This is a genomic window from Kitasatospora sp. NPDC092286, assembly GCF_044755565.1.
In the GTDB taxonomy this organism is placed as follows: Bacteria; Actinomycetota; Actinomycetes; order Streptomycetales; family Streptomycetaceae; genus Kitasatospora.
This window is the reverse complement of the sequence record NZ_JBIVRD010000029.1, coordinates 34,742-58,075: the sequence shown is the minus strand read 5'-3', so window position 1 is coordinate 58,075 and position 23,334 is coordinate 34,742. Positions and strand designations below refer to the sequence as shown.

The window sequence follows — 23,334 nt, the reverse complement described above, 5'->3', positions numbered from 1 at the left end:
TCATGACTACTCAGACGCTCGCCGTACTGGACGCCACGGAGGTCACCCAGGCCATTCAGGACCTCCAGCACAGCGTTACCCTGATCGCCGGCAAGGTCACCGTGATCCGCGCCTACGTGAGCGGCGCGAGCGGCCCCGCCACCGGCGTGAACGGCACCGTGACCCTGCTCCGGTCGCCCACCGATCCCCCGATCACCGTTTCCTCGGCCAATACCGTTTCCCTCGATCCGGCCACACCCAAGGACCTGCCCACCCGTCGGGCCGACGCAAGCCTGAGCCTCAACTTCGTCGTGCCGAGCGTGCTGACGGCCGAAGGGGCACTCAGCGTGAGTTCGATCTCCCTGACCGACACCATGACGGGTGCCGACGTCCCGTTCAACGGGTCGTCCGGCGGCCCGACCGTGTGGTTCCACACCTCCCCGCCGCTCCGGGTGCGGGTCCTGGGGCTGCGCTACACCATGGCCGCCGCCGGGAACCCCCCGGTCACCTACACCCCGCGGGACATGGACCACACCTTCCTGATCAGCTGGCTCAGGCGCGCCTACCCGGTGGCCGACGTCGTCGAAGCACCACACGCCGTCATCGACGTCACGGCCACCCCGCCGTTCCAGTGCACCGACACCAACGCCCAGATCGCCGCCATCCGCGCGCTCGACATCAGCGCCGGCGGTGACCGGCGCACCCACTACATCGGCCAGGCGGCCGACGGCGGGTTCTTCATGCGCGGATGCGCCTCCGGGGTGCCCGACACACCCGATCCCACCACCGTCGCCTCGTCGCCGTGCGGTGCGGCCACCTGGGGCTGGGACTTCGACGGCACGTACGCCGACTGGTACGGCGGGCACGAACTCGGCCACACCTACGGCCGCAAGCACCCGGGATTCTGCGGTGAATCGAAGGACGACCTGCAGAACTACCCGTTCCAGAACGGACAGCTGGCCGACGACGCGAACAGCTTCGCCGGATTCGACGTGGGCGACCCCCAGCTGAATCTGCCGATGGCCGCCAAGCCAGGGGTGCCCTGGCACGATGTCATGACCTACTGCAACCTCCAGTGGCCCTGCAGCTACACCTACGAGGGCATCCGCCGGCGCCTGCTGGCCGAGGACTCCCTCGCAGCCGGCGCCCCGGCGCCCACCCCGGTGGCTCCGCTCCGCGAGGCCGCCCACGAACTGAGAGTCACCATGCGGAGCGGTGGCCGCCCCGACGACCGGTTCCCGCAACTCTCGGTGACCACCGCGCCGGCCCCGATACCGGCGGCCGACGAAGCGGCACGGGGAGCGGCACCCGACGCCGGGCAACTCGTCAGCGTGGTCGGGACGGTCAACCTCACCCAGCGTGCCGGTGCCATCCGCTTCGTCAACCCGGTGTCGGCGGCGGCCCAGCAACCGGCCCGGCCGGCCCCGGCCGGACAGGCCGAACAGCCGGACGGCGCCGGCCCGGACGGAGGGGTCCCGGTGGTCCTGCGGATCCAGCAGGCCGGCGGCGCACCGCCGCAGGACTTCCCGGTCACGGTCAAGCTGTCGTCGGACCCGGAACCGGGGCAGGATCGCACCGGCCTGGTCGACGCGGTCCTCCCGGTGGGGACCGACCCGGCGTCCGTCGAACTGCTCGTCGGCGGACAGGTCGTGGACACCTTCCGCCCCGGAGCCCCGCCCCCGGTCCTGCGCGGCGCCCGTCCGACGACGGCACAGGACGGGAACGTCGGGCTGGATCTGGACTTCGGCCCGGTACCGCAGGACGGTCAGACCTTTGCGACCCAGGTCAGCACTGATGGGGGACGGACCTGGCAGACCGTCGGGGTCGGCCTGAAGAACCCGACGATCACGATCGACCGAAGCCAGTTCTCTCCGGGAACACAGGTTCAGGTGAGGGTCATTTCGACCAACGGCTTCACGAGCTCGACATCGGACATCCAGAGCTTCCAGGTGTGAAGTGAAGGAGTTGCAAGAAGCGACGGAAAACAACGAGGCCGGTCAACCGTGGGGTTGACCGGCCTCATCTGTTCGTGGCCAACCGACGCAATCCTCCACCAGCAGCAATCCACCGGCGCTCCCGTCTGCGTTCCCGGCCGGATGGAGATCATTTCCCGGACGCCGCTCACCGTTCGGACGCTCACCCGCGACTGGCTGCTCACCCGCGGCTGGCTGCTCGCCCGGAGCAGCCCCTTCGCTCTCCTGAGCCGGCCGCCGCGGTGAGCTTCCCGTGGCAGGAGCGCCGAATCAGCCGGTCAGGGTGTCCTTCAGCCAGGGGGCGATCACGGCCATCGCCTCGTCGAAGCGCGAGATGGCGCAGTGGCCGGTGTCCGGGATCAGTTCGACCCGGGTGTCCCGGCGGCCCTCGAACACCAGGGTGTCATCCTGGGGGACGTGGACGTCCTCGGCGCCGTTGACCACCAGCATCGGCCCGTTGGCGTCCTGGTCCAGCAGCGGGCGCAGGTCGAATGCCGCGAAGGCCTCGTCGAGCTCAGCCCTGGTCGGCACGGCGTCGAAGCCCAGGGCGTTGCCGACGATGCCGTCCATGCCGAAGGCGAAACCGCGACCGGGAGCGAAGGAGCGCTCCACCGGGCCGCCGAGCACCACGGAGGCGTCCACCGCCCCGGTCAGTCCGGTCCGGGCGGAGTAGTAGCCGCCCATCGAGATGCCGAAGTGGCCGACCTTCCCGTTGCCGGCCGCGCGGGCGAAGCCGACCAGTGCGGCGATCACCTCGGCCCCGGCGTCCGGGGTCATCGGCAGGTGTGCGGTCTCGCCGGTGCCGGGGAGGTCGAACAGCAGCAGCCGCGCCGGCAGGGTGAACGCGAGCTGCTCCCACATGCCGTGCAGGTCGGTCTTCCAGGAGTCCACGCCGCCGCTGGCGAGGACGACCGGGGCGTCGGCGGGCAGGCCGGGGGCGGCCATCAGGTGGACCGGCAAGGTGGCGTCGCCGCCGCGGTAGGGGACGGTGAGCGTGCGGCGCTCGAACTCCACCGGGAAGCCGGGGGCGGCGAGCACGTACTGCTCGACCTGGCGGGCGAGCGCGGTGCGCTTCGGGTCGTCGGCGAGCGAGGGGAACTTGGCCCAGCCGTACGCCTGCGCGGCCAGGCGGTGGCGCCCGGCCTCGGCGTGGCGGGCGGCGAGGGCGGACCACTCGTACACCCAGCCGCCGGGCCGGTCGGGCCACATCTCGGTGACGGCGGCGCGGACCGCGTCCACCTCGTCGGCGGGCAGGCCGAGGGCCATCTGCGGGTAACGCTCGACGAACAGGTCCTGCGGGTCCAGGGGCCAGGTGAAGGACATGGTGGTGCCTCCTGTCGCACTTAAAGCCGGAATTCCTGCGTTAACGACTATGCGCCCGGGCGACGCCTAACGCAAGCATCCTTGCGTTAATGTGGTGGCCGAGGTGATCCGCATGACCGAAGAAGAGCCGGAACCGATCCGCCGCCGCCCGGGCGGCCGTGCCGCGCGCGTGCGCCAGGCCGTTCTGGCGGCCGCCGCGGAGCTGCTGGCCGAGGAGGGCGTCGACCGGCTCAGCATCGCCGGGGTGGCGGCGCGCGCAGGGGTCAACGAGACCACGGTGTACCGGCGTTGGGGCACCCGGGAGAAGCTCGTGCTGGATGCCATGCTCACCGGCAGCAACGAGGGCATCCCCGTCCCCGACACCGGAGCCGTCCGCACCGACCTGGCCGCCTTCGCCCGCGCGCTGGCCCAGTACCTCGCCACCCCGACCGGCCGCTCCGTCGCCCGGGCGGCCGTACTCAGTTCCGACGACCCCGACCTCGCCGAGGCCTGGCAGACCTTCTGGCAGTCCCGCCTCGACCAGGCCGGCGCCATCGTCGACCGGGCCGTCGCACGCGGGGAACTCCCCACGGACACCGACACGGCCCTGGCCCTGGAACTGCTCTGCGCCCCGCTCCAGACCCGCGCCCTGCTCGGCCACCGCCCGATCGAGCCCGACCTGCCGGAGCGCCTGACGGACATGGTCCTGGACGGACTGAGGGGGAAGAGCCAGGCCCTCCACTCGTTCGGGCGCAGCTGACCGCCCTTCGGTTTCCGGCCTTCCCCTCAGGTCCATGATCCGCCCGGATGGTGCCCCATCGGGCGTCCCGACCCTCCAGGAAAGGCCGGGTGGAGCGCAGGCACCGCCCCGAACGGGACCCCGCCGTTCGCAAGGAGGAGCACGATGCCGAAGCCCACGGCCACGATCACGGCGAAAGCCAAGGACAAGACGGTCGAACGGATCAAGCGGTTTCTGGAACTCGGCGACTACGACGTCAAGGTGACGATCGATCCGAACGCGACGGACACCGTGGTGACGGTCGGCACGACGACTCTCAAAAACCCCACGCCGGCCCAGCTCGCGGCGACGATGGATCTGCTGCTTCCCAAGAAGAGTTCGACGTACGACCTCGTCGTGATCGGGGGAGGCCCGGCCGGCCTGGCCGCAGCCATCAACGCCCGCAGCCTCTACGACCTCACCACGCTCATCATCGAGCAGTACGCCCCCGGCGGAACGGCCGCCACGGCGGTCAACCAGATCGACAACTACCTCGGGTTCGATGAGGGGATCGACGCCGGCGACCTGTGCCACAGGGCCGTCCTCCAGGCGAAGAAGTTCGAGGCGCAGTGGCTTCCCGGCTACGGCGTGACGGCCTTCAAGCCCAGCGACGATCCGAAGACGAAGAAGCACGAGATCACCGCGACGAACTCGGACGCCCCCCACGACGCCGTGACGGTGAGCGCCTCACTGGTCCTGCTCGCCACCGGCGTCATCCCGCGCAAGCTGACCCAGCCCACCGCCGCCGCCTTCGAGGACGAGGGCATCTACTACTACGCCCTGCCCGCGGACGCGGAGGGCGTGACGGCGAAGGACACGATCATGGTCATCGGCGGCGGCGACTCGGCCGGACGGGCCGCGCTCATGTTCTCCGGCAAGGGCGCCAAGGTTGTCATGCTGATCCGCGACACCTTGACCAAAACGATGCTCAAGGTGATCTCCGACAAGATCAGGGCCGACAAGAACATCACCGTCGTGGAGAACACCGAGGCCACCGAGTTCGACGCCATCAAGACCCCGCCGCCGGACAACCCGAACGCGAAACTGACGGTGGTCGCCAAGGCCAAGTCGTACGCCGTCACCGCCGTCTACGCCCTCATCAGTGCCGACCCCCAGACCAAGTGGATCGAGGACGCGGGCATCACCGTCGTCCGCAAGAACGAGACGGACAAGTACGGACTCGTCGCCACCGGCCTGGACATCTTCCTCGACGCCATCAAGAAGGGGACGTTCAAATACGAGGAGCACAAGAAGGACCTCGAGAACGTGACCGACATGGCCACCAACAAACCCGGCGTCTTCGCGGCCGGAGACGTCCGCTACCGCGCCGAACGCCGCATCGCCACCGCCGCGGGCGAGGGCACGGAGGCCGCCCTGGCCATGCACAACTACCTGAAGGCCAACCCCAAGGTCCTCGACGCCGAGGCAGGCCGGGCGGCCCCCTACTACTACCTGGCCTGACCCCCGGCGCACAGCCGGGCCGCGCCCGGCCGCCACCATCCGCCACGCCCCACCTGAACAGCGAAAACGCGGATCGCCCCTCACGGTGTCGTGAGGGGCGATCCGCGTCTCCTGACATCAAAACGGCCGGTCAAACCGACATGGTGTCGGTTTGACCGGCCGCATTGGGTCGGTTGACCTTTTGTGCGCGAGGGGGGAGTTGAACCCCCACGCCCTTTCGGGCACTGGAACCTGAATCCAGCGCGTCTGCCTATTCCGCCACCCGCGCATCTGGGTGATGGGGTAAATCGTAGCCCATCCACGGGGGTGCTCCGGACCAGGCCGGAAGGGTCAGGGGGCGATGCGCTCGACGATCCAGTCGATCAGGGCGCCGGAGATGTGGCCGTGCTCGTTGTTGTCGGTGTCGAGGGCGTAGTCGTCCAGGTGGCTCTTCCCGCTGTCGGGCGTGGGGACGGGAGCCTTCAGGTCGACGTCCCACTTCGCCGGGTCGTAGTCCAGCGCCACCGCGCTGACGGCCGGGACGAAGGCGCCGCTGCGGTAGTCGTCGGCGATCTTCGCCTTGAGCGCGTCCGCGACCAGGCCGAAGGTGCCCATCGTGCCGCCGGGCGCGTTGTCCAGCGCCGGGACCTCGGTGGTGGTACTGCGGCGCACCTCCAGGCCGAGGTGCATGCCGCCGATCTTCTGCTTCTCACCCTTGTCCGGCTGGAACCGGGCGGTGGCGCTGGCGATCAGGGCCTGCCAGTCGAAGGCGACCTCGCCCGTCGGCAGCGGAAGGCCGACGCCGTCGCCCCGGCCGTTGGCGACGCCGAGCTTGAGCGGGCGTTGCGGGAAGTTGCCGATGCTCTGGAAGTCCCGCAGGAAGTCGTCCCGCAGTTCGCTGGACCGCGCGGCCACCGGGCCCTTGTACTTGGAGTTCTCCACCCAGGCCCAGAGCAGCTGCTGCGCGGCGGGGCTCCGGATCAGATCGGCCTGCTTGGCCCCATCGGGCCCGGCGGGGGTGAAGTCCTCGAAGAAGTAGGCCATCTGCTGGAGGATCAGCGGGATCCAGGCGCCGTTGTGCGGCGAGTCGTACGAGAGGTACGTCGCGGTCTGGTGGTCGACCTGCTGGGACTCCAGCTTGGCGAGCGCGTAGCGGGTGACGATCCCGCCCATGCTCACCCCGCCGACGGTCAGCGGTGTGTCGCTCTTGCGCTCCTCGATCGCCCTGAGGATGGCGCTGATCGCGACCTCGGCGTTGGCCTGGATGTGGGTGTGCCGCTCCTCGAAGCCGAGCAGGATCACGTCGATGCCACGGCGCAGCAGCTGGTCGAGGAAGCCCGGCTTGCCGGCCTCGTACTCCTGGTTGAAGTGCGCGAACAGCCCGGGCAGGTCGCTCGGGCCGTAGCTGAAGCCGTCCGAGAAGATGAACGGCCGGCTGAGGCCGAACTTCGGGTTGGCGTAGTAGACCGCGGCCCGGCCCTTCGCGACCTGGCCCTCGTAGGGCGAGGCACCGGTCAGGTCCCACACCACGTCGGGCTGCCGTCCATCGGCGGGGGCGGTCAACGCCGTGGTGAACCAGATCCCCGGCGTCAGCTGGGCGGTCGCCTCCGCCAGCTCCGCCCGGGAGGGCTCCGCCTGGCCCTCCAGGAGGGTGAGGGCGACATCGACCCTGGGTTCCTGTGCCATGAACTACCACCTCTGTTGATCGAACAGGGATCATCCGTGCACGCTGGGCGACGCTAACTGCTCGACTACTCACAGCACCAGCCCAAAACGCAGAGTGATCGAAAATGTTTGGTCAGGATCGCCAGGCGATCAGAAGCGATCAGTCAGTCAGACAGGGAAAGGGCGGGCGGACGCGGGTCGCTCCTCGCCAACGAGCCGACCGAGCACCGGGGTTGCCGCCCGCGTGCGGGCGGGATCGGCGAGTTCGCCCGGGCGCCGATCGCCCCCGCACCCGGGCGCACGGACCCCGCCTTCGGACGCACGCAGAGCGTGATCACCGTGTGACGAAGCGGGGTTGACGATCGATCACCCGGGGTAGTGCCCGCACGACAGACCGCAATCGGCGCGAAGGAAGCAGCATGGGCGATCAGCCGCAGGCACCGTACGACGAGGCCGACCTCATCTTCCACAACGGTGAGATCGTGACGGTGGCCGAGCCGCCCACCGCCGAGGCCGTGGCGGTGAAGAACGGCATCATCGTCTTCGTCGGCGACCACGCCGCGGCCCTCGACCGCTGGCGCGGTCCCGCCACGCAGGTGCGTGATCTCGAAGGCCGGGCGCTGCTCCCGGGGTTCATCGACGCGCACGGCCACCTCGGGGGCATCGGCCTCCAGGCCACCATCGCCAATCTGCTGGCCGACCCGGACGGCGACGTCACCGACATCGCCTCGCTCCAGCAGAAGCTGCGGGACTGGGCGGACACACCGGTCGGGCGCGCCTCGGAGTGGATCGTCGGCTTCGGCTACGACGACGCCGTGCTGGAAGAGGGTGTGCACCCCACCCGGGACGACCTGGACGAGGTGTCCACCGAGCGGCCGGTGCTGGCGATCCACCAGTCCTTCCACCTGGGGGCGGTGAACAGCCTGGGGCTGGCGGCGCTCGGCTACACCCCGGACAGCGACGACCCCGACGGCGGCGTCATCCGCCGCCGGGAGGACGTCGAAGCCCCTCCGCACGGCGAGCCGAACGGGGTGCTGGAGGAGACGGCCTTCTCCCCCGCCTCGGCGGCGGCGATGGCGGGCCTGCCGGAGTCCGCGCGGCTCGGTCTGTTCGGCAAGGGGGCGGAGTCGGCGGCTTCGTTCGGCTTCACGACGGTCCAGGAGGGCGGCACCACCCTGGAGAACCTGGGCATCCTGCGGGCGATCGCCGCCGCCGTGCCGTTCGAGATCGACGTCGTCGCCTACGCGCGGGCCGACGAGTCCACGGCGGCGGTGCTGAACCGGGACACGATCGGGGACCCGGTCGAGGCAGGCCCGAAGTACGTCAACGGTGTGCGGGCCGCAGGCGTGAAGATGTACCTGGACGGCTCCCCGCAGGGCCGCACCGCCTGGCTCACCAAGCCGTACGCGAAGCCCCCGGCGGGCAAGCCGGACGACTACTGCGGCTACCCCACCATCAAGGACGACGCCGTCGTCCTGACCCAGGTGCGGACGGCGTACGAGCACGGCTGGCAGGTGCTCGCGCACGTCAACGGGGACGCCTCGATCGACCAGTTCATCGGCGCGGTCAGGGCCGCCACCGAGGAGGCCGGGCCCGGCGACCGGCGGACGGTCGCGATCCACGCCCAGACCGCCCGCCATGACCAGATCAACGACTTCGCCCTGCTCGGCATCATCCCGTCGTTCTTCTCCATGCACACCTACTACTGGGGCGACTGGTACCGAAAGACCGTCCTCGGCGAGGAGCGCGCCGCGAACATCTCCCCGGCCCGCTGGGCGCTGGAGCGCCGCATGATCTACACCTCGCACCACGACGCCCCGGTGGCGCTGCCCAACTCGATCGCCATCCTGTCCAGCCAGGTCACCCGCCGCACCCGCACCGACAAGGTCGTCCTCGGCCCGGACCAGTGCGTGTCGGCCCTGGACGCCGTCCGGTCGATCACCATCAACGCCGCCCACCAGTACTTCGAGCAGGACACCAAGGGCAGCATCGAGGTCGGCAAACTCGCCGACCTGGTCATCCTCAGCGCCAACCCCGTGACGGTCGCCCCGGAGGAGATCCAGCACATCAAGGTCGCCGAGACCATCAAGGCCGGCCGGACGATCCACCCGGCGATCGCCTCCCGCACCGTCCCCCACGGCGCCGTCCGGACTCCCCCGGTCGACTACCAGTGGCACTGCAACTGCTGACCCGCCCCGGGACGGTCGGAGGCCGGCCGCCGCCGCAACCGGCGGCTGCCGGCCTCCGAACACTCACCGACGACGATCCGCGATGGCGCGTCGGCCGACCTGCCGACGCGCCATCGATGCGCTGTGCGACTCAGGGCAGCAAGGTGAGAACGGCGCAATGCGCGGGCTTCACGACCGTGAAGTGCCGACGATCCAACGTCGCCACCCGATCCACGCCCAGCCGCTCGGCAAGGTCCGCCGGACCATCGATGATTCCCGCAAGGGACAGCAGCCGGTCGGAGTGCCCGGCCTCCGCCTCCCGAGTCTCGTCCTCCGCGGTCAGGCCCTCCGCCACCGGCGCCAGTTCCTCGTCCTGCGTGACGAGCGGCATCAATCGCCGCACCTGGGCCGGGGTCATCCGATCCACCAGGTGGTGTATGTCCTCGCAGTCGTGCGCAACGCTCACATCGGCAGTCCAGTTCTTCACACCCTCGGCGGCCACGCGATCACGCTGAGTTCCCACCTCGACGCCTGGACGAACCCTGAGCCAAGGTTTCGAATCCCGTCGACACCCCTCCACGCCGATGGTGTACTTGACCAATGCCTTTCCCATCCAAAGCAATTGGGGTGCATCCATGTTCCGCAGCACCGGCCCGCGCGACTTCCGCATCCCGTCCTCCCGCGAGGTGGCCGAGGATTTCGGCGAGCCGATCGCCGTCCTGCGGCAGCCTCCGGGCGAGTGGTTCACGCTGCTGGGGCGGCAGAATTCCAACGGGTTCCTCTGCCACCTCGACGTCAACTACCACGTGAACAAGGACCTGGTCGCGATCGTCCAGACCTCACGGCCCGTGCCCGAGAGTCACCGGGTGAAGTCGCTGACCACACCCGAGACCCAGCTCCAGGTCTTCCTCGCCAACTCGGATCGGCTCGGGCCAGGTCCGTACCGGGGCCGCGTCATCACTCCGGACTCCCGGCGCACCGAGGTCCGGCTGGACGGGGTCGCCGTCGCCGTCGACGCGTACTCCGCCGAAGGCTGCACCAGCGCCCGGCTCCCGCACGGCGCCGGGTACCTCATCGTCACCGCGCCCGACGAGCACTGGGCGCTCGCCTCCGACCTCGCCCTCCGCCCGCCCGCCGCGTTCTAACCGGCCTCCCGTCCCCGGAAGGTCCGCCGGTACTCGCGCGGGGCGATGCCGACCCGTGCCACGAAGGCGGGCCGCAGGGACACCGCCGAGCCGAAGCCGCAGCGGACGGCGATGGCGTCCACCGGCAGGTCGGTCTCCTCCAGCAGCCGCTGCGCCGCCAGGACCCGCTGCTCCAGCAGCCACCGCAGCGGGGTGGTGCCGGTGGTCTCGCCGAAGCGGCGGGCGAAGGAGCGCTCCGACATCAGCGCCAGCCCGGCCATCCGGCGGACGCTCCACGGGGTGTCCAGCGAGCCCAGGATCTCCGCGCGGGCCCGGGCCAGCGTGTCGTCGCCGCGGCCGGCGTCCTCCGGCACCGGGGAGGGGATGAACTGGGCCTGGCCGCCGGGCCGGAACGGAGCGGTGACCATCGCACGGGCGATCGCGGCGGCGGCCTGCTGGCCGTGCGCGGCGCGGACCAGGTGCAGGCAGAGGTCGATACCGGCCGCCACTCCGGCGGAGGTCCACAGGTCGCCCTCGCCGGTGAACAGCACCTCGGGGTGGACGTCCACGGCCGGGAAGCGGCGGGCGAGTTCGGGCGCGAGGGCCCAGTGGGTGGTGGCGGTACGGCCCTCCAGCAGCCCGGCCTCGGCGAGGACGAACGCGCCCGCGCAGAGCGAGGCGATCGACACGCCCCGTTCGTGTGCGGCCCGCAGCGCCGCCAGGACCGCCGGATCGCGCGGCTCCGTCGGGTTCTCCAGCCCGGGCACGACGATCAGATCGCAGTCCAGCAGGGCGTCCAGCCCGAAGTCCGGCACCCGCTCCAGGCCGCCCCCGAGCCGCACCCGGGCGCCGTCCGGTCCGCACACCCGCAGCTCGAAATGGGGCAGCCCGGGCCGGGTGACCCGGTTCGACCACACCTCCCCGATCACCGCGTAGTCGAACGGCCGGACACCATCGAAGATCAGACAACCCACCCTGCGCATGGCAGAAATCTAGCGGCGGCCGACCCCTGGGGCCCGGAACCAACACGTGCCCGGCCGGTGGGACCGGACCGCGCACCCTGGCAGAAATCTATCGATACCTGGCACCACGACCCATCACGGACGGTACGCGTCGCGTTGCAGGATGGAGCCATGACCAACACCAGCGCGCTCGACGCGCCACTGACCATTGACACCGACTCCGTCCTCGTCCTGATCGACGTTCAGAAGGGTTTCGAGGACTACGCGTTCTGGGGCACCCGCGACAACCCGGAGGCCGAGCAGCGGATCGGCGAGCTGGTCTCCGCATGGGAGAGCACCGGACGACCGATCGTGGTGGTGCAGCACGCGTCGCAGGTCGGACCGCTGGTGCCGGGGACTTCCGGGTTCGAGCTCAAGGACGTGGTCGCGGGCGTGCGCGCGGACCTGCACATCACCAAGCCGGTCAACAGCGCCTTCTACGGCACGCCGGACCTGCACGCCTGGCTCCAGCAGCGGGGCGCACGGCAGGTGGTGATCACCGGGATCATGACGAACGTGTGCAACGAGACCACCGCACGGATGGCCGGCAACCTCGGCTACGACACCGTCTTCCCGGCCGACGCCATGCACACCTTCGACATGGCCGGCCCGGACGGCGTGACCGTCCCGGCCGCCGAACTCGCCCGCGCCACCGGGGCGGTGCTGCACGCGATGCGGTTCGCCAAGGTCACCACCACCGAGGCCGTGGTGGCGGCGGCCCAGTCGGCCGCCGTGATCAGCTGACCAGCCACTCAGTCGCTCATGGACCGTCCCCTCCACCCCGTCGAGTAGCACGACATCCCGGCCGGGACCGGTGGCCACCTCGTAACGGCGGGCCAACGCATCGACCTCGGCGTGGAGTTCAAGCCAGAGCGCGGCGGCCGCCGCCGCCGCCCGGAACACCGTCAGCGCCAACCCCGACCCGACAACGCGACCGCTCCTGGGGGGACGGCCGCGCTGAACCGCGGCACAGGGTGAGGAACTGACATACAACCAGCTGCTTCGCGGCACGGAAGCGGCACGGCCCGGCAGAGGGCTAGGCTTTTCGCACCACCCGAACGGCCCGCTGAAGCCGCGGCGCAGACACGCCCAGGCCGGACAGCACTCCAACCGGGGCCGTGAGCGCGCGAAAGGGCACTTGGTGTCTCTGCTCGACCTTGACTCGGCCCCGGCCAGAGCCGTCACCGAGGCCGCTTCCTCCCGCCTCGACGTTCGACTCTCCGGATGCGCGGCGGCGCACCCGGCCGGGCGGCATGCCGGACACAGCCCGATGGAGGTGCCCTGGTGGTAGGCGCCCCCCTGTCGCCGGGCGGCCACCCGAAGAAGGAGATTCGGGAGGCGTTGGAAAAGTGGGTGGCCCAAGGCTGGGCCCTCCACCAGGACGGACACTGGGGCAGGCTTTACTGCCCGTGCGCGGCCCGGTGCACCACGATCCCGATCAGCAGCACCCCGAGGAATGCCGGAAACGAAGCCAAGCGGATCAACCGTACGGCCGCCCGCTGCCCACTGCCGCCCGAGGCCGCCAACCGAAGCCTGACAGGGTTGCCCCGCAACTAGTCACACAGCGAAATGTCCACTTTATGGCTATTTAACCGTTGACGAACGACAACACTTCTGCCATCGTGAGGATGTCGAGCAGAAGGGGGACGCCATGGAGTACGAGTTCACCTTCGTTGTCGCCGGTGTCGATGTAGACGACGATTCGGCGGTTGAAACCCTCCGCGAGCAGATGGATGCAATGCTGGCCCGCGCGGGCGGCTTGAATTTGTTGACGGTCGCCTTTGACGGCGCCACTGCCGTCCAGGCCGCACTCGGTGCGGTGTCGGTGGCACACGCGACACTTCCCCAGCTTCGGGTGCTGAGGCTCGACCGAGATCTCGTGGGCATCCACGAGATTGCCGACCGGACCGACCGGACCCGCCAGAACGTGGCCCAGTGGATCAACGGAAGCCGCAAGTCGGGAGGCACCCCCTTCCCCCCTCCGGAAGGTACGGCGGGCCGCTCCCAGGTCTGGCTGTGGACCGAGGTCAATCAGTGGCTGGCCCAGCACGGCCTGGCCGATGACATCGCCTACCCGACACGGGAAGAGATGACCGAGATCGACTTCGCCGTGGCGAACTCGATGTCCCTGAACTTCCGCGCGGCGTCGGACGACCCGTCATTCAATCTGGCGCGGGATGCCGTGATCGAACGTCTCCGGTCGAACGACATCACCGGTTTCATGAACTTCCTCTCCAGCATCGACGGTGGCGCAGGATCCGGTGAGCACGACCTGATCGTGGCGGCCGCCGACGAGCCCGCGCGTCATGTCATGGAACGCATCGGACGGATCGGCCACCAGTCGATCCTGGTAACGATGATCGACAACAGCCTTGTGGCATCCGTGATGTCGCCGCGGCTACCGGCCCGCCCGGTCAGCGTCGTCCCCGTACCGCACGGAACCACGGTCCGCACGTGGATGGAGTTGCTTCGGGAGCATCCGCACGCCGCCTTCGCCCCGGTGGCGGAGGACGAAGAGCCGGGCGGGGCATCAGGGGCGATTCAGCGGGTTCTCTCCATCGCGGCCTGAGCGCTTCGCGGGCCGCTGCCGCCCCCGCCGGCAGCGGTCGGTGCCCGGCCCAAGCCCTAGCGACCGACCGAACCGTCCAGCTGTTCGCGGAGGATGTCGGCGTGGCCGGCGTGCCGGCCGGTCTCCTCGATCATGTGGACGAGCAGCCAGCGCATCGACGGGGCTTCGGCGTCGGGGCGCAGCGGGCGCACGCCGGGGTGGTCGAGGTCGGTGGCCGCGGCGGCGATCACCTCGTTGGCCCGGGCGATCGCGGCCCGGTAGGCGGCGACCGATCCGGCCACCGTCTCGTCGCCGGGCGAGGGCGCGTCGTCGTCCCAGGGTTCGACGTCCGCGCCCCGGTAGGCCCAGACGAACCAGTTGAGTTCGACGGCGGTGAGGTGCCGCACCAGCCAGAGCAGGCTGGTGCCGGAGGCGACGCCGGGCCGCCGGGCGTCCTCGTCGGAGAGCCCTGCGGTCTTGCCGATGACGGCCTCGCGCAGGTAGTCGAGAAAGGTGAGCAGGGTGGTCGGCTCGTCGGCGTTGAGCCCGGGCGGGCGGACGTCGCGGCCCACGGACGGTGTGGTCTTCCCGTTCACTCGTACCCCCCTGAATCGCTCCGGCCGCACCGTCACCAGCCCTGGGTGTGCAGCCAGTCGGCGAGGTGGCGTGCGCAGTCGTCGACCGACTCGCGCCAGGTGTGCCCGGCGTCCGCGCCGGCCTCGTCGCTGACGTGCTTGACCAGCCGGACGGGCACGCCCGCCCGGTGGGCGACGGTGGCGAGGGCGTAGCCCTCCATGTCGACCAGGTCGGCGTGCTCGGCCAGGCGCTCGCGGGCGGCCGGGTCGGAGACGAAGAGGTCGCCGGTGGCCAGTACCGGGCCGTCGCCCTTGCCGACGACGAGCGGCGCGCCGTAGGTGCGGCCGGTGAGGGCGTACAGGGCCGGGGTGTCGATGTCGTGCTGGAGCACCTGGGTGACCTGGTGGGTGCCTTCCCAGCCGGGGCGCAGGGCGCCGGCGGTGCCGAGGTTGACCACCTCGCTGGGGTGCTCCCCCCGGGCGAGGACGGTGGCCAGCGCGGCGGCGGCGTTGACCTTGCCAATGCCGGTGAGCAGCACGGGGAGCCGGTCGCCGAGGTGGGCGGCCTCCTCCCGGACGGCGACGACGAGCAGCGGACGGTCGGCGGAGATGGTTCCAAGCAGGCGCATACGGCCCATGGTACGGAGCGGTCCCCGCCGAACCGGTGCCCGGACACAAGCGGACCCCTCCCCTCCGACTGTCCGGGGAACCGCATAGGGTGCATCCCGCGTCGCAGCGATCGCCGCCCGCCCCGCGTCCGGCGGCAGCGGCCGTTCCGCCGCTCGGAGATGCTCAAGATCGGCGCAAGTCGGGTGTGGCCGCGGGGACTGACGGCCATACTGCTGGCAACGGTCGGGCCCCGGATGACGGGGCGGGCCACAGGGGAGGGTGAGGCGGGTGGCGACACCAGTACGTACACAGGAGCCGGGCGCGGTGGTGCCGGTACCGCCCGGCGGCCCGGCGGCGGCGGTCCCGGCCACCGGGCTGCGCGCCCGGCTCGGCCGAGCCACCGGAACGGCGCCGGGCCGGCTGCGGCTGGCCGGGGCCCTGCTGGCCGTGCTCACCGTGGCGTTCGGCGCGCTCACCGCCTGGCAGGTCAACTCCCGTGCGCAGGCGGCGGAACGGGTGGTCTCGTACAGCCAGCCGCTGAGCCAGGCGGCCGCCGACATCCACCGCTCGCTGGCCGACGCGGACACCACGGCGGCCACCGGCTTCCTGCTGGCCGGTGCGGAGCCGAAGGCCGTCCGGGACCGGTACGAGCAGGACCTGGCGACGGCCTCCCGGCTGATCACCGAGGCCGCGGCGCGGACCACCGCCTCCTCCCCCGCCCAGGGCTGGCTCACCACGCTCAACCAGCAGGTGCCGGTCTACGCCGGTCTGGTGGAGGCCGCCCGGGCGGACAACCGGCAGGGCTTCCCGCTCGGCGGCGCCTATCTGCGGTACGCCTCCGACCAGATGCGGACGGTGCTGCTGCCGGCCGCCGCCCAGCTGACCGCCGCCGAGAACCAGGAGCTGGCGGACGACTTCGCCGAGGCCAAGGCCGTGCCGTGGGCGGCGTACGGGCTGGGCGTGGTGACCCTGGGCGCGCTGGTCTGGGTGCAGATCAGGCTGTTCCGGCGCACCAACCGGGTGTTCAACCCCGGTCTGCTCGGCGCGACCGCCGCCGTGCTGGCCGGGGCGCTCTGGCTGACGGTCGCGGGGCTGGACGCGCACAACGGCCTGGCGCGCAGCGAGTCCAGGGGCGCGGCCCCGCTGCGGGCGCTCAACGCGGCCCGGGTGGACGTGCTGACCGCCCGGCTGGCGGAGAACCTGCACTTCGTCGCCCGGGGTTCGAGCACCACGTACGCGGACCTGTGGACGACGACGACCGAGCACCTGGAGAGCCGCAAGGAGGGCGACGGGGATCTCCCCCGCGGCGGCACGCTGGTGACGGCGCTGCGGCTGGCCCCGCCGGACGCGTCCCCGGCCATCGGGGACGCCAGGACGCGGTACGAGGAGTGGTACGACCGGCACGCCGCGGCGAGCAGGCTGGAGAACGTCGACGCGGACTACCAGGGCGCGCTGGACGCCACGGTGACGGTCAAGGAGGCGGACGTGCCGAAGAGCGCCGACGCCTCGTTCAGCGCCGCCGACCAGGGGCTGGCCAACGCCGCCGGGATCGAGCTGAAGGAGTTCCGGCAGGCGGCCGAGGGCATCGACGGGGACCTGCGCACCGCCGCCGTGGCGGTGGCGCTGCTGGCCCTGGTGGCGGCCGTGGCGGCGGCGCGCGGCCTCGGCCGGCGACTGGCCGAGTACCGGTAGAGGGGGAACGGACATCATGCGCAAGGGAAACGTACGGGCCCGGTCGGTGACGGCGGTGGCGCTGCTGGCGTCCTGCGCGGCGGTGCTGGGCGCGGGCGCCCCGCAGGGCGCCGTGCTGCCGGCGGCGGCCGCGGGGCAGCGGGCACCCCGGGCAGAACAGGCGCCGCAGCAGCCGCAGGCCGACTGCGACGTCTACAAGAGCGTGCCGGCGAGCACCGAGGACGGCCCGGCGGTGAAGGCGATCAAGGCCCGGCGCAGCCTGGTGATCGGCGTGGACCAGAACAGCTACCGCTGGGGCGCGCGCAACCCGAACACCGGTCAGATCGAGGGCTTCGACATCGACCTCGCCAAGGCGATCGGCACGGCCCTCATGGGCGACCCGGAGAAGGTGACCCTCAAGGCGGTGCCGACCGCCGAGCGGATCAAGTTCATCCAGGAGGGCCGGGTCGACCTGATCGTCCGGACCATGACGATCACCTGCGACCGGCTGGACCAGGTCGCCTTCTCCAAGCCGTACTTCACCACCAGCCAGCGGGTGCTGGTGCCGAAGTCGTCGCCGGCCAGGACCATAGACGAGGCGGTGAACGGCAAGACCGTCTGCGCCGCGTCGAGCTCCTCGGCGGAGGACGAGCTGAAGGCCCGCCCGAAGGTCGGGAAGATCGTCACGGTGGAGAACCACCTGGACTGCCTGGTGCTGATGCAGCTCGGCAAGATCGACGCGACCATGACCGACGACGGCCTCGCGGCGAGCCAGGCGGCCCAGGACCAGACCGTCCGGGTGGTGGACGGCGAGGTCCGGCCGGCCGTCATGGGCATCGCGATGCTGAAGAACAGCACCGACCTGACGGCCCGGGTGAACCAGGTACTCGCCGACTACCACTCCGGCGGCGCCTGGCGGGCGGGCTACGACCGCTGGCTCAAGCCGTACATGCTGAACGACGCCGACCACTACTGGCCGAAGGAGCAGGCCCGCTGAGCGGCGCCCGACCGGATCGGTGCGAGGCGCGCCGATGAGGGCGTCCTGACGGCCCGCGCCCGGCCCGTCCTCCGGGCCACCGGCTAGGGTCAGGACGGTCGCGGTGCGGCCGACGACCGGAGCGGAGGGACCCGGACAGCGCGGCGGACACCACGGCGGACACCGCAGCGAGCGGCACCGGACGGCACAGCGAGCGACACCAGACAGGAAGGACACGGCGTTGGCAGCATCTGCTGGTCCGGTGCTGAGCCGGGAGGAGGTGGACCGCGCGCTGGCGCGCCTCGGCGCGGAGCGCGACGCGGTCGAGTCGGCCCTGCTCTCGCTCCAGGACCATCCCGGTCTGCGCCTGCTCGACGGCGCCGAGCTGGCCGGCCGCACCCAGGAGCGCTGGACGGTCGCCGGGCAGGGCCTGCCGCTGCTCTGGGCGCTGTTCGACCGCTACTCGGAGGCCCTGGCCTCCGCCCGCGCGGTGCGCGCCCGCAAGGCCAGGCCCGGCACGCCCGAACTCGCCGAACTGAGCGAGCTGCTGACCGGCGAGGCGGTCACCGTGCCCGGCGGTGCGCTGCCGGACGGCCCGCAGCTGCTCGGCGCACCCGCCAGGCTGGTCGAGCGGGTCAGCCTGGACGCGCTGATGGTGCGGATGAACTCCTGGTACGCCACCGTGCTGGAGGTGGTGAGCGCCGCCGACGCCGTCTGGTCCGCGCTGCCGGCCCGGATCGACCTGCTGCTGGCCGAGCTGCACCGGGTACGGAACCTGGCCGGTTCGCTCGGCGTCCGCACCGGCCACCACCCGCTCGCCGACGACCTGGTCGGGCTGGACGCCGATCTGACGGAGCTGCGGGCCGAGGTCCGCAGCGACCCGCTGGCGCTCTGGCGACCGGCCCGGGTGCCCGCCCAGCGCGGCACCACTCCGGACGGCACCGCGCTGGCCACCCCCTCCGGAATGGTGGACACCGAACGGTTCGACCGGGCCGGGCGGGCGCTGGACGGCGTCCGGCTGGAGCTGGAGAACATGCTGCGGCTGCGCGACGACGCCGAGGAGCGGCTGCAGGGCGTCGGCGAGCTGCTGCAACGGGCGGACGCCACGCTGGCGGAGGCCCGCCGGGCGCGCGGCGAGGTGCTGGCGAAGATAGCGGCCACCGAGGTGCCCGCGGTGCCGGGCCCGGCCTCGGCGCTGCGCGAACGGATCGTGCTGGCACTGGAGTTGCGCCAGAGCGGCCAGTGGTACCGGCTGGCACCGCTGCTGGACGCCCTGGAGGACGCCGCCGCCAAGGAGCTGGGCCGGGCCCGGCAGTCGCTCACCGAGGTGACCCAGCCGCTGGCCGTCCGGGCCGAGCTGCGCGGACGGCTGGACGCGTACAAGGCGATGGCGGCCCGGCTTCGGGTCGCCGAGGACCCGGAAGTGGTCGAGCGCTACGAGAAGGCGCGCTGGCTGCTCTGGAGCGCGCCCTGCGACCTGCGGGCGGCGGCCGCCGCGGTGGCCCGCTTCCAGCAGTCGCTGCGGCCCACCCCGGACGCGTCGGAGCAGGACGGGCCCGGAGCGGGCGGGGCCGGAGCCGGCGGGGCCGCGCAAGGAGAGGCCGTGCAGGGAGAGGCCGGCGGGGCGCCGGTCGACGGACAGGTTCAGGGGGGCTGAGGTTCATGGGCGAAGCGTGCGAGCGGCCGGAGTGCACCGGCGGCGGGACGATCGACGAGGACGGCTACTGCGACGAGTGCGGGCTCGCACCGGCGGGCGCGTCCTCGGTGAAGACCGCCGCCTCCGGCAGCCCGGCGGGCACCCCGGCCACCGCCGCGGGCCCGGGTTCGCCCTGCCCGCGCGACTGCGCCGGGACGATCGACGACGACGGCTACTGCGACGAGTGCGGCCTCACCGCCCCCGGCGGCGACACCGGGCTCACCCAGCCGTACCTGCCCTCGGCCCGGGTCGCCCCCGACTCCGGGCGGAGCGGCTCGTCCCGGGCCGGCTCCGGCTCGTCCCACACGATGTCCGGCCGCTCCCGCTCGCACCGCTCCACCCGGACCGGCAGCGGCCGCTCGGTGTCGGTGCGCAGCAGCCGGGGCAGCGTCAGCGCGGGCACCCGCAGCCGGCTCGGCGCCGGCCTGGTGACGGTGCCGAGCGTCCCGGACGCCGACCCGGCGCAGGCCGTGCTGGCCAACCCCGAGGTGCCGGAGCGCAAGCGGTTCTGCTCCAAGTGCGACACCCCGGTGGGCCGGGAGAAGAACGGCCGCCCGGGCCGCCCGGAGGGCTTCTGCACCAAGTGCGGCACGCCGTACTCGTTCACGCCCAAGCTGCGCCGGGGGGACCTGGTCGGCGGGCAGTACGAGGTGGTGGGCTGTCTGGCGCACGGCGGGCTCGGCTGGATCTACCTGGCGGTGGACCGGCGGGTCAACGACAAGTGGGTGGTGCTGAAGGGCCTGCTGGACACCGGGGACGAGGACGCGCTCGCGGTGGCCGTCGCGGAGCGGCGCTTCCTGGCCGAGGTGGACCACCCGAACATCGTCCGCATCATCAACTTCGCCGAGCACCCGGACCTGCGCACCGGCTCCACCGACGGCTACATCGTCATGGAGTACGTCGGCGGCAAGTCGCTCAAGGACATCGCCAACGACCGCCGCACGCCGGACGGCCACCGCGAGCCGCTGCCGGTGGAGCAGGCGATCGCGTACGCGCTGGAGGCGCTGCCCGCACTCGGGTACCTGCACAGCCGGGGCCTGGTGTACTGCGACTTCAAGATCGACAACGTGATCCAGAGCGGCGACGCGCTCAAGATCATCGACATGGGCGCGGTCCGCCACCTGGACGACGACGGCCCGATCTACGGCACCATCGGCTACCAGGCCCCCGAGATCGCCACCGACGGCCCCTCCCCCGCCTCCGACCTCTACACCGTGGCCCGCACCCTCGCGGTGCTCACCTTCGACTTCCAGGGCTACAGCACCACCTACCGCCACTCCCTGCCCGGGCCCGAGGCCGTACCGGTCTTCGCCGCGTACGAGTCGTACTACCGCTTCCTGGTCCGTGCCACCGACCCGGACCCGGCCCGCCGGTTCGCCTCCGCCGAGGAGATGGCCGACCAGCTCACCGGCGTGCTGCGCGAGGTGCTGGCGCTCCAGGACGGCCGGCCGCGCCCCGCCCTCTCCACCCTGTTCGGCCCGGAGCTGCGGGTGGTCGACACCGAGCTGGTACTGCCCGGCACCGTACCCGGCGAGCTGCGGGTGGCCGCCCTCGACCCGGCCGCCGCCGCGCTGGCGCTGCCCGCCCCCCGGGTCGACCCCGCCGACCCCAACGCCGGCTTCCTCGCCACCCTGCTCGGGGCCGACCCCGAGGAGGCGCTGACCGCCCTGGCCGGCGCGCCCGCCGACTCCGTCGAGCGACGGCTGCGCGAGCTGCGCGCCCAGCTGGAACTCGGCCGGCACCGCGAGGCCGCGGACGCCCTGACCGCTCTGGAGAACGACCACCCCGACGACTGGCGGGTGGTCTGGTACCGCGGCCTGACCGCCCTGGCCGGCTCCGCCACCGCGGCGGACCGGGCCCCCGACCCGGGCGGCGTACGCGCCGCCGCCGAGGCCTTCGACGCCGTCTACGACGCCTTCCCCGGCGAGAGCGCCCCGAAGCTGGCCCTCGCCATCTGCGCCGAACTCCTCGGCTCCGGCGGCGACTCGGCCGAGTTCTACCGGCTGGTGTGGAGCACCGACCAGGCCTACCTGAGCGCCGCCTTCGGGCTGGCCCGGGTCCGGCTCGGGGACCTCGACCGGCCGGGCGCCGTCGCCGTCCTGGAGTCGGTGCCGGCCACCTCCAGCCAGTTCACCGCCGCCCGGATCGCCGCCGTCCGGGCCCGGCTGCGCGAACGGCCCGCCACCGACCCGCTCGGCGCCGACCTCGGCGCGAGCTCCGCGCAGCTGACCGCGCTGCGCCTGGACGACCGCCGCCGCGAGGAGCTCGCCGTGGAGGTGCTCGGCGCCGCGCTCGGCTGGGTGACGGCCGGCTCTCCCGGAGAGGGCGGCCAGGCCCGGTCGGCCGGCGAGGTCACCGTACTGGGACGGCCGGCCGTCGAACGGGAACTGCGGTTCGCACTGGAGCAGTCCTACCGGGTACTCGCCCGGTTGGCCGACCGGGCCGAGACCAGGATCGAGATGGTGGAGCGGGCCAACCGTGCCCGCCCCAGGACGTGGGTGTAGCCAATGCCACAGCAGACCGTGTGCCCGAGCTGTTCCGAGCCGCTGGATCCGGAGGACGTCTTCTGCGGCTCCTGCGGGGCCGGCCGGGACGGCCGCCCGGCCCCGGGCGCGATGCCCGCCAGCTGGTCCGCCGCCCGCGGTGAGGACCACCCGCCGACCGTCCCGGCGCAGAGCGCTCCGGTCTGCGTGCACTGCGGCGTGCCGCAGGTCACCACCGACGGCTACTGCGAGGCCTGCGGCGGCGCCCAGCCCCGCCCGCGCGACCACATGGAGAAGTCCCTCGCGGGCGTCGCCGGGGTCAGCGACCGGGGCGTGCGCCACCACCGCAACGAGGACTCCTTCACCGTCGCCGCCACCTCGCTGCCCGGTGGCGAGCCGGTCGTGGTGGCCGTGGTCTGCGACGGGGTCTCCTCCTCCGACCGGCCCGACGAGGCGTCCGAGACCGCCGTCGACACCGCCTCCGAGTCGCTGCTCACCGCACTGGAGGCCGGCCACGAGCCCAACGCGGCGATGCGCCAGGCGATCGCCGACGCCGCCAAGGCCGTCGCCGACCTCGCCGTGGACGGCGCCTCGCCCACCCGGCCCGACCTCAACGCGCCCGCCTGCACCTACGTCAGCGCGATAGCGTCCGGCGGCCGGGTCACCATCGGCTGGGTCGGCGACACCCGGGCCTACTGGATCCCGGACGACCGGGCCTGCGCCGAGCCGTTCCGGCTCACCCAGGACGACTCCTGGGCCGCCCGGATGGTCGAGGCCGGGCTGATGGCCGAGGCCGAGGCCTACGCCGACCCGCGCGCCCACGCCATCACCGGCTGGCTCGGCGCGGACGCCGAGGAGGTCGTCCCGCACACCCTGGACTTCACCCCGCACGTCCCCGGTGTGCTGCTGATCTGCACCGACGGCCTCTGGAACTACGCCGAGGCCGCCACCGACCTGGCCTACTTCGTCCGCCAGGACGCCCGCGCCGAACCGCTCGCCGCGGCGCAGACCCTGGTGAAGTTCGCGGTCGCGGCCGGCGGGCACGACAACATCACCGTCGCCGTCCTGCCGATCGACCCGACCACCGGGCCGGCCGCCGGGCCCGCCGGCGGGGAGGACACCGGGGAGGACGCCCGGACGGCGACCGCGCTGGACCTGCCGGTGATCGGCGCCGCACCGGAGGGCCCCGAGGAGGAACACGACCCGACCCTCCCCGACCTGCCGGTGATCGGCTCGCCCGCCGCGCCCCTGCCGCCCGCCGCGCCGCCCGCCGCACCGCCGGTCGTCCCCCCGCGACCGCCGCACCCGCCGACGGCCTGACGCACGCGCCGCCCCGGCCCCACCCG

At 72.2% G+C, this 23,334-nt stretch carries 19 protein-coding genes and 1 tRNA gene; 13 read left to right on the top strand and 7 right to left on the bottom strand.

Annotated features, from left to right (window positions below; genetic code table 11):
• Positions 1–2: 2 nt before the first annotated feature.
• Both ACIQIB_RS26780 and ACIQIB_RS26775 read left to right on the top strand, forming a co-directional pair.
• Positions 3–1,934, top strand: coding sequence for a hypothetical protein (locus tag ACIQIB_RS26780; protein WP_400761138.1), 1,932 nt, complete (start codon positions 3–5; stop codon positions 1,932–1,934).
• Positions 1,935–2,075: 141 nt separating this feature from the next.
• Entirely contained in the window at positions 2,076–2,198 is a 123-nt protein-coding gene (locus tag ACIQIB_RS26775) for a hypothetical protein (protein ID WP_400761136.1), read from the top strand.
• Between the two features lie 24 nt (positions 2,199–2,222).
• On the opposite strand, the gene ACIQIB_RS26770 is transcribed toward ACIQIB_RS26775, so the two are convergent.
• Positions 2,223–3,275, bottom strand: coding sequence for an alpha/beta hydrolase (locus ACIQIB_RS26770; protein WP_363608059.1), 1,053 nt, complete (start codon positions 3,273–3,275; stop codon positions 2,223–2,225).
• Between the two features lie 112 nt (positions 3,276–3,387).
• Here ACIQIB_RS26770 and ACIQIB_RS26765 point away from each other — a divergent pair, with 112 nt between their 5' ends.
• Both ACIQIB_RS26765 and ACIQIB_RS26760 read left to right on the top strand, forming a co-directional pair.
• The gene (locus ACIQIB_RS26765) at positions 3,388–4,014 is read left to right on the top strand and encodes a TetR/AcrR family transcriptional regulator (protein WP_363608060.1); all 627 of its coding nucleotides are present in this window, start codon (positions 3,388–3,390) and stop codon (positions 4,012–4,014) included.
• Positions 4,015–4,158: 144 nt separating this feature from the next.
• On the top strand, positions 4,159–5,493 hold the full coding sequence (locus tag ACIQIB_RS26760; RefSeq protein ID WP_400761132.1) for an NAD(P)/FAD-dependent oxidoreductase: 1,335 nt from the start codon (positions 4,159–4,161) through the stop codon (positions 5,491–5,493).
• Positions 5,494–5,677: 184 nt separating this feature from the next.
• Here ACIQIB_RS26760 and ACIQIB_RS26755 read toward each other — a convergent pair.
• Positions 5,678–5,761, bottom strand: a tRNA-Leu gene (locus ACIQIB_RS26755).
• Between the two features lie 62 nt (positions 5,762–5,823).
• Positions 5,824–7,158 (bottom strand): hypothetical protein, encoded by a 1,335-nt coding sequence (locus ACIQIB_RS26750; protein ID WP_400761130.1) that lies wholly within the window; start codon positions 7,156–7,158, stop codon positions 5,824–5,826.
• Positions 7,159–7,556: 398 nt separating this feature from the next.
• Here ACIQIB_RS26750 and ACIQIB_RS26745 point away from each other — a divergent pair, with 398 nt between their 5' ends.
• On the top strand, positions 7,557–9,326 hold the full coding sequence (locus ACIQIB_RS26745) for an amidohydrolase (RefSeq protein WP_400761128.1): 1,770 nt from the start codon (positions 7,557–7,559) through the stop codon (positions 9,324–9,326).
• A gap of 130 nt (positions 9,327–9,456) precedes the next feature.
• Here the strand turns inward: ACIQIB_RS26745 and ACIQIB_RS26740 are convergent, their stop codons facing one another.
• Positions 9,457–9,807 carry a hypothetical protein gene (locus ACIQIB_RS26740; RefSeq protein WP_400761125.1) on the bottom strand — a complete coding sequence of 117 codons (351 nt, stop codon included), beginning with the start codon at positions 9,805–9,807 and terminating at the stop codon, positions 9,457–9,459.
• A gap of 133 nt (positions 9,808–9,940) precedes the next feature.
• Between ACIQIB_RS26740 and ACIQIB_RS26735 the strand changes: the two genes are divergently transcribed.
• The gene (locus tag ACIQIB_RS26735) at positions 9,941–10,450 is read left to right on the top strand and encodes a hypothetical protein (protein WP_400655837.1); all 510 of its coding nucleotides are present in this window, start codon (positions 9,941–9,943) and stop codon (positions 10,448–10,450) included.
• On the opposite strand, the gene ACIQIB_RS26730 is transcribed toward ACIQIB_RS26735, so the two are convergent.
• A complete protein-coding gene (locus ACIQIB_RS26730) occupies positions 10,447–11,412 on the bottom strand; it encodes a GlxA family transcriptional regulator (protein WP_400761122.1) in 966 nt (321 codons plus the stop codon). The two genes, ACIQIB_RS26735 and ACIQIB_RS26730, sit on opposite strands and share 4 nt — an antisense overlap.
• Positions 11,413–11,562: 150 nt before the next feature.
• Between ACIQIB_RS26730 and ACIQIB_RS26725 the strand changes: the two genes are divergently transcribed.
• Complete coding sequence (locus tag ACIQIB_RS26725; protein ID WP_363608067.1) at positions 11,563–12,174, top strand: cysteine hydrolase family protein; 612 nt, start codon at positions 11,563–11,565, stop codon at positions 12,172–12,174.
• Between the two features lie 907 nt (positions 12,175–13,081).
• The gene (locus ACIQIB_RS26720; protein ID WP_400655830.1) at positions 13,082–13,999 is read left to right on the top strand and encodes a helix-turn-helix transcriptional regulator; all 918 of its coding nucleotides are present in this window, start codon (positions 13,082–13,084) and stop codon (positions 13,997–13,999) included.
• A 56-nt stretch (positions 14,000–14,055) separates the two neighbouring features.
• Here ACIQIB_RS26720 and ACIQIB_RS26715 read toward each other — a convergent pair whose 3' ends face one another.
• Both ACIQIB_RS26715 and ACIQIB_RS26710 read right to left on the bottom strand, forming a co-directional pair.
• A complete protein-coding gene (locus ACIQIB_RS26715; RefSeq protein ID WP_400761119.1) occupies positions 14,056–14,574 on the bottom strand; it encodes a DinB family protein in 519 nt (172 codons plus the stop codon).
• A gap of 32 nt (positions 14,575–14,606) precedes the next feature.
• Positions 14,607–15,182 carry a nucleosidase gene (locus ACIQIB_RS26710; protein WP_363608070.1) on the bottom strand — a complete coding sequence of 192 codons (576 nt, stop codon included), beginning with the start codon at positions 15,180–15,182 and terminating at the stop codon, positions 14,607–14,609.
• A 304-nt stretch (positions 15,183–15,486) separates the two neighbouring features.
• Here ACIQIB_RS26710 and ACIQIB_RS26705 point away from each other — a divergent pair, with 304 nt between their 5' ends.
• The 5 genes from ACIQIB_RS26705 (at position 15,487) to ACIQIB_RS26685 (ending at position 23,308) form a co-directional block, all read left to right on the top strand.
• Positions 15,487–16,854 carry a hypothetical protein gene (locus ACIQIB_RS26705; protein WP_363608071.1) on the top strand — a complete coding sequence of 456 codons (1,368 nt, stop codon included), beginning with the start codon at positions 15,487–15,489 and terminating at the stop codon, positions 16,852–16,854.
• A 16-nt stretch (positions 16,855–16,870) separates the two neighbouring features.
• The gene (locus ACIQIB_RS26700) at positions 16,871–17,830 is read left to right on the top strand and encodes a glutamate ABC transporter substrate-binding protein (RefSeq protein ID WP_363608072.1); all 960 of its coding nucleotides are present in this window, start codon (positions 16,871–16,873) and stop codon (positions 17,828–17,830) included.
• A 220-nt stretch (positions 17,831–18,050) separates the two neighbouring features.
• Complete coding sequence (locus ACIQIB_RS26695; RefSeq protein ID WP_363608073.1) at positions 18,051–19,466, top strand: hypothetical protein; 1,416 nt, start codon at positions 18,051–18,053, stop codon at positions 19,464–19,466.
• A 5-nt stretch (positions 19,467–19,471) separates the two neighbouring features.
• Entirely contained in the window at positions 19,472–22,009 is a 2,538-nt protein-coding gene (locus tag ACIQIB_RS26690; protein ID WP_363608074.1) for a tetratricopeptide repeat protein, read from the top strand.
• A gap of 3 nt (positions 22,010–22,012) precedes the next feature.
• Positions 22,013–23,308 (top strand): PP2C family serine/threonine-protein phosphatase, encoded by a 1,296-nt coding sequence (locus ACIQIB_RS26685; RefSeq protein ID WP_363608075.1) that lies wholly within the window; start codon positions 22,013–22,015, stop codon positions 23,306–23,308.
• Positions 23,309–23,334: the final 26 nt, after the last annotated feature.